General features: G+C 57.6%; 7 protein-coding genes. 5 read left to right on the top strand and 2 right to left on the bottom strand.

Features of this window, described 5'->3' with window-relative positions; translation table 11 throughout:
* From CW742_RS05150 to CW742_RS05140, 3 genes are all read left to right on the top strand, one after another.
* On the top strand, positions 1-760 hold a 760-nt coding region (locus CW742_RS05150; protein ID WP_369333008.1), incomplete at its 5' end, for a COG1361 S-layer family protein.
* The gene (locus tag CW742_RS05145) at positions 753-1955 is read left to right on the top strand and encodes an ABC transporter permease (protein WP_292417413.1); all 1203 of its coding nucleotides are present in this window, start codon (positions 753-755) and stop codon (positions 1953-1955) included. The genes CW742_RS05150 and CW742_RS05145, both read left to right, overlap by 8 nt.
* 1 nt (position 1956) lies before the next feature.
* A complete protein-coding gene (locus CW742_RS05140; protein ID WP_292417410.1) occupies positions 1957-2655 on the top strand; it encodes an ABC transporter ATP-binding protein in 699 nt (232 codons plus the stop codon).
* A gap of 48 nt (positions 2656-2703) precedes the next feature.
* Here CW742_RS05140 and CW742_RS05135 read toward each other — a convergent pair whose 3' ends face one another.
* The gene (locus CW742_RS05135) at positions 2704-3660 is read right to left on the bottom strand and encodes a hypothetical protein (RefSeq protein ID WP_292417408.1); all 957 of its coding nucleotides are present in this window, start codon (positions 3658-3660) and stop codon (positions 2704-2706) included.
* A gap of 432 nt (positions 3661-4092) precedes the next feature.
* Here CW742_RS05135 and CW742_RS05130 point away from each other — a divergent pair, with 432 nt between their 5' ends.
* The gene (locus CW742_RS05130) at positions 4093-4953 is read left to right on the top strand and encodes a carotenoid biosynthesis protein (RefSeq protein WP_292417405.1); all 861 of its coding nucleotides are present in this window, start codon (positions 4093-4095) and stop codon (positions 4951-4953) included.
* 252 nt (positions 4954-5205) lie between these two features.
* Positions 5206-5679 (top strand): SET domain-containing protein, encoded by a 474-nt coding sequence (locus CW742_RS05125; RefSeq protein WP_292417402.1) that lies wholly within the window; start codon positions 5206-5208, stop codon positions 5677-5679.
* 185 nt (positions 5680-5864) lie between these two features.
* Here CW742_RS05125 and CW742_RS05120 read toward each other — a convergent pair.
* Positions 5865-6568, bottom strand: a 704-nt coding sequence (locus tag CW742_RS05120; protein ID WP_292417399.1) for an alpha/beta fold hydrolase, incomplete at its 5' end; no start/stop codon positions are given.

Genomic DNA, 6568 nt, shown 5'->3' with positions numbered 1-6568 from the left:
AAAACCTGCCCTCACGGTCCTGAAGACCGTCCCCGACGGGGTAAGCCCCGGTGATGACATCCCTGTTGATGTCATCATCCGCAATGACGGCCTCTCGCGGGCAGACCAGCTCACGCTCACGATAAACTCTTCGACCGCATCCATCTCCCCGTCAACTCCCGGAACGTATCATATCAGCCAGCTCCAGAAAGGGGAGAATGCCACCCTCAACATGGTCTTCTCCTCCGACAAGAAAGCCCCCATCGGCCTCAACCGCGTCCTGCTTACCCTCACCTATGCGGGTGCCGATGGTACTATCCTCACCCAGAGCGAGATCCTTGCGATCCACATGAAAGGGCGGGCAAAGATCGGTATCGCCTCACTCACGACCGACCCGGTCCGGGTCCGGAAGGGGAGCTTGGTCTCGCTCGTCATACGGCTCGAGAACACCGGGACCGACAATGCCAACTCGGTGAAGGCCACCATCGATCTCCCGTTTCCGGGCAGCAAAGACGCCTACGTGGGCAGGATCGAACCGGAAAACGATGCCCCGGCCGTGTTTGCCCTGCAGGCTGCAAACCCCGGGACCTATACCTATAACCTGACCGTGCAGTACGAGGACGATTTCGGGGTCCAGACCCGGCAGGAAAACCTGCAGATGACGGTCTTTGACGGGGATTCCTCAGGCCTGATCGCCGCAGTCCTCCTCCTGCTGGTACTCGCGGCAGGAGCAGGATACTGGTACTTCAGGATCCGGAAGAAGGGCATCCGCGATGCTTGAGGAAGAGAAGGTCGCCCTGTTCCTTGCCTCCCGGATTATCGCCCGGGGAAACAAGGGCACCCTCTTTCTCACCATCATGATCATCGCGATGGTCTTTGTCAACCTCATCTTTCTCCCCTCGATCATCGCAGGGGTAGTCGTCCTCTTCAACCAGCAGACCATCGATTACAGCTATGCCAACCTCGTGGTCGAGCCACGGGAAGGATCGCTTTTGATCAGCAATCCCACGTCGCTTGTCGGGAAGATCAACCGGATCCCGGGCGTTGTTGCGTCAACACCGCGATATTCTTCCGGGGCAACGATTGTCCACAAGGGAAAATCCACCACGCCCCTCGTGATCGCGATCGACCCGGAGCGGGAATCGCAGGTCATGAAGGTGCACAAGAGCATTATCAGCGGCGATTACTTAAGTGACAGCGATACCGGCCAGATCCTCATCGGCGTCACCCTTGCCGGGGACCGGGAGCAGAAGGTGGAACGGACGCCCACCCTCGGAGGCGTTGACGTGGGTAAGACCGTCGAGGTAACGTTCAGAAACGGGGTGACAAAGCAGTTCCGCGTCAAGGGTATTTTAAAGACCGGGACATCGCTCATCGACAACAACGCCTACATAAGCCGCCGCGACCTTGCCAGCGTCCTGGGAGATGAAGACCCTGCCAACCAGATCCTGGTCCGGACAACCACCACCGGTGATGAAAATGCGATGCGCCTCCTCCTGATGCAGTACGGCGTGCAGGAGCAGATCTGGACATGGCAGGACAAGTCCCTGGACTTCCTGAAATCCATCGTCGGGTCCTTTGACATCATCAACCTCATCAGCACCGTGGTGAGCCTGATCATCGCCGTCGTGGTAATCTTCATCGTCATCTTCATCAGCATCGTGTACCGCAGAAAACAGATCGGGATTCTCCAGGCCATCGGGATCGACCGGCGGATCATCATTAAATCCTACATCTTCCAGGCCCTCTTCATCTGCCTCTGCGGGACCATCTGCGGCTGCATCCTGCTCCTCATTGTGCTCCAGTACCTTGCCGCAAATCCCCTCGTCTTCCCGGGCGGGCCGGTTGCCCCGGTGCTGGAGACGGGCCTTGTCATCCGCTCCATCATCAGCCTCTTCCTCGTTGCACTGATAGCAGGATACATCCCGTCCTGGCTGACCACCCGCGAGGAGATCCTCGCTGCGATCCGGGGGTAACATGATCCGCGCAAGCAACCTGTCAAAAATATACGGGAGGGGAAGTGTCGAGGTCCGGGCACTGGACGGGATCAACGTTGAGATCCAGAAAGGGGAGTTCGTAGGTGTCATGGGGGCAAGCGGGAGCGGCAAGTCCACGCTCCTGCACCTCCTCGGGCTCCTCGACCGCCCGACTGCCGGCACCCTTATCATCGCAGATACCGATGTCACAAGGCTCCCCGAACGGGAACGGACACTCTTCCGGCTGAACCGGCTCGGGTATGTCTTCCAGGACTACGCGCTTGTTCCGGAGCTGACCGCCGAGGAGAACATCTATCTTCCCTCCCGGGTCCGTGGCATGAAGGCGCAGGAATGCACCCGCACCTGCCGGGACATCCTCTCCCTTGTGGGGCTGAAGGACCGGGTGAATTTCCTGCCCGGGGAAATGTCGGGTGGCGAGCAGCAGCGGGTTGCCATTGCCCGGGCGCTCGTCAACAGCCCCGCAATCCTCCTCGCGGACGAACCCTGCGCAAACCTCGATTCGCGGAACTCGGTGCTGATCCTGGACCTGATCCGGCAGCTGAACCGGGACCTCCGCCAGACGGTTGTGATGGTCTCCCATGAAAACTGGCACCGGAAGTACTTCGACCGGGTGATCTACCTGATTGACGGGAAGATCGTGCCGGATCCGGGCGCTGAACCGGGAACGGCGGCACCCTGATCGCAATATTTTACTGGGAATGCATCCTTCCCGGGATCACCGTGCGGTTCAGGAGGAGTCAGGCTCCCGTAATTCCCGTCTTTTTAGTTCCATCAGGCAGTACTGGTAGGGCAGTCCCTTCGGTTCTTTATAGAACCGGTCCTCAAGACGACTATAGATCTCATCCACAAGACCGGCATGGCCGCGGGAAAGACCGACCCGCAGGGAAGACTCACTCCACGCCCTGACGACACGGGCAAGGGTGTGCGTAAGCTCGCGCCGCTGCCGGGGATCATCGATGCTGTTGCCCATCCGTGAAAAATAGGCACAGGGAATGGTCATAGTTTCCATCCGCTGCAGGGAGAAGTGCTGCCGGATGGCATCTTCCCCGACAAGGGCCCGCATCTCGTCCGGTGTGGCAAAATAGTCCGGAATGAAAATGGCCTGCAGTTCTTCATTCGAGATCCGGCCCTCCCGGCAGAGCGCAATGCAGATGTCGCGGAGGTTGTTGTATCCCGCCGATGCCGGCCACTGGTCAGCGCCAAGGCTGGTCAGGTTTGAGAGGAAAAGCATTCCTCCGGCGGCCACTTCACGTGAGCGTTCATAAAAGAATTTCCGCCAGTCGGACTTCCACGTTTCAATGAACCGGGTGCATTCGGGCATGGGTATCTGGTTTGCCTGGATGCAGTCCGGATGCCGGAAGAAGGCAGCATCACGGCTTTTTGTATCCAGCCAGTGCAGGGCTGTTGAAGAGAAGCCGAGATTCACGCTCCCTTCCGGCACGAGCGATTCGTAAAATGAGCCCTGGATGTATTCAGCTTCGACATAGTCCAGCTCTGACAGGGGGGACTGTTCCCAGAACGTTTCAAACGGTGCCCGGTCTGCAATATCTGCATACACCAGCCTGATTTTTAATAAAGGATTCGCGGTATGGATACCATTGACAATACGCCCGAAGAGCTGGCATTCATTCACCCCGTCCGCTGCACCATAGTCTGCTATGACAAAGGGGGTGCAAGGCGGCATGGTGGCCAGAGTGTGGCGTATCGATGCAAGACAGGATTCTATTCGGGAAATTACGTAACAATCCATTGCCACGGCAGTATCTGATATCCGGCTGTAATCCCTTGTCATACTCGTCACATAACTCTTCAATGCCGGGGCGTTGGGATTACGGGAAGGCAAGGGTCTCAACTCGCTTAACGAAGTGGATTCATCCACGTTTCCTGCCATCTGGAGGGGGCGTGGGTCATACGGTTGTAGTCATGTTACCTTGAGATCCTGATGGGAAAAAGGGTTTCCGTGGGCAGATTTCTTTTCCGGCGAAGAGCCGGCCGTGTGCTGGTGCGCGGACCATGCTGACATCCAGACAGGCCGTACACTACCCGGTCAGGGAGATCCACTGCAGAGAAACCGCTATAAGCCTTCACGGAAACCATTTGCCTGAGCGTGAATACCATGAGAATAGTCCCGGAATCTATGCCATCGCAGAACAAGGCGATCATTGCAGGCGCCATAGTATCCATCGCGGTCTTTGTCTACATCATGCTGAGTGCCAACCTGCTCCCGCTGCTGGGTTTGCACCTCCCGCTCCTTCCTGCCATGGCGTACATCAAGATGGGATCAGCAACGCTCGCGGCATTCTGCTGCTTCTGGTACTTCCGGGGCCTCAAAAATGCCCTCATCGGGTTTTTCGGGATCTGCGCCCTGTTCTGGACCTTAGAGTTCCTGAGCGGGCATTTCGGCATGTTCGGGGGCACGTATTCGTATACCGATGCATTTCCCGGGCCCTCGATCGGCGGGACGCCCGTCCTCTTAGGGCTCGAACACTATGCCTACTATTTCTTCATGTCCTACTTCATCGCCAACCTCCTCGTGGACGGCGTCATCGTCTCATCGCAGGAGAGCTGGTGGAAGCGGGCACTCTTCGTGTCATTTATCTCAAGTGCGATTGTCGTAGGGATCGACATGATGGCGGACCCGGTGCAGGTGGATTACTTCAACGAGTGGCACTGGGCTGCCGGCTCTCCGTATTTCGGGATACCGTACGGCAATTACGTCGGGTATATCCTCATCTACACCATCGTCCTCTTCGCGGTCAAGTACCTGGAGATACGGCTCGATGCCCGGCAGATCGGCCCGTCGCTCCTTGTTATCGGGTGCATCCCTCTCGTGATGCACTTCTCCCGGTTCTTAGAATATGCGTCAACCGAGCTTCCGGCCCTCACGATCATCGGCTGCTTCACCATGCTTTTCCCCTGCATCCTGGCAGGGGACCGGCTGCTCATATATCTTGGGAAATCCCCGGCAGGTGTATAGCAGGAAGTACACTGTTCCAACGCGGGTTCAATGGATTGGATATCCGCTTCACGAAAGCTTCAGCACGCGCTCAGCATTCCGGTACGCGGTCTTCTCACGGGCGGTTAATGAGAGGGGCAGCACCAGGAACGATACCTGCGGGGAACGCAGCGACACGAGGGAGGAGCCCTGGCAAACGATAACGAGGGGTTTTCCCCCTATGCACAGGGTTCTTCTGTTCCCAGTTCCATATCACCACAACAGGGAGACAAGATGCCAATAAAAGAACTCGTATACCTGAAGGAAACGCCGGGCATGGGCCTTGGGATCTTTGCTGTGAGGGATATTGAAAAGGACGAGGTCATTGCCGAGTTTCACGGCCCGAGGATCCGGATCGAGAATATGGAGGGCATCCCCCATGAAGTCTGGGATCACCTCTTCAATGTGGACATCTGCGATTACATCATAGCACGGGAGCCCGCTGTCAGGACGAACCATTCCTGCGATCCCAATGCCGGCATCGTAAAGGACGTGTTCCTGGCTGCAATGCGGAACATAAAGAAAGATGAAGAGGTCACATTCGACTACTCGGTAGTCACCGTTGATGACTGGCAGATGGAATGCAGGTGCGGTTCCCCGCAATGCCGTAAGATCATCGGGAACTACGCGGGTCTGCCCGATGATATCAAGAGGAAGTACAAAAACTATACGCCAGGCTGGATCAAAGGTGCGCAGAACACACAATGATACCCTGCGACAGAGTACGCTTACAGAACATTCCTCATATGTTTCTACCAGCAGAAGGTGTGAGGGCGAAAAAGATTCTGCGTGCTGTTCCCTGCGATACCGGGCCAGAACAATAATAGCCGGCAGAGTGGTTTGTGCCGGCTGGGGGGTAAAGACATACTCCGGAACCGGACAAAAGGAGGATTCTACCGGGACGTGTCCATCTGGAGGAAGTGCACGGCAGTCCTCCCATACGCAACCGGTGCGACATCGCCGCCGGCATGCGGGAAACCCTCGAACCGGACCAGCCAGGACCCGTTGATCTGCCCGGCCATCCGGTACGAGAGACCCGCCGGAGTAATGATGTCCCCGGTCCCGACCACCAGCAGGACATCCTTGTGCAGACCGGGCAGCCGGTCCTCTGTCCCGTTCCACGCAAGCATTGCCCGTGCCTCGTCCCGCAGGCCGGGCGGGGACGCGGGATCGGCTGCGATATTTTCAAGATAGTCCTTCAGGTACCGGGTCTCCGGGACCTGGATACTGTACGCACTGGAGTCCAGGATCACTTTACGGACCCGGCCGGGGTGGTGTATGGCCAGCTCCTGGGCGATAAAGGATCCCATGGATGTGCCGTACACATGCATGCTCTCGTGACCAAGCGCTGAAATCAGGGACGCGGCGTCATCCGCGTACAGGGGGATTGTGGGGGTTTCATTCCCGGTGCTACTGTGCCCCATGCCCCGGTGATCGTAGAGGAAGACATGGTAGTTCACTGCAAGGACACTGATGGCGGTGTCGTTCGCCTGCTCCATGGTTGCCCCGAACCCGACGATGACAAGCAGGGGCTCGCCGCTCCCGAATTCGCGGTACCCGAGCCGCACGCCATTGGCATCGGCATACTGGACCGGGG

The sequence above is a fragment of the Methanoregula sp. genome, from assembly GCF_002835825.1.
In the GTDB taxonomy this organism is placed as follows: Archaea; Halobacteriota; Methanomicrobia; order Methanomicrobiales; family Methanospirillaceae; genus Methanoregula.
The sequence above is the reverse complement of the archived record's forward strand: the minus strand, read 5'-3'. Positions and strand labels throughout refer to the sequence as shown.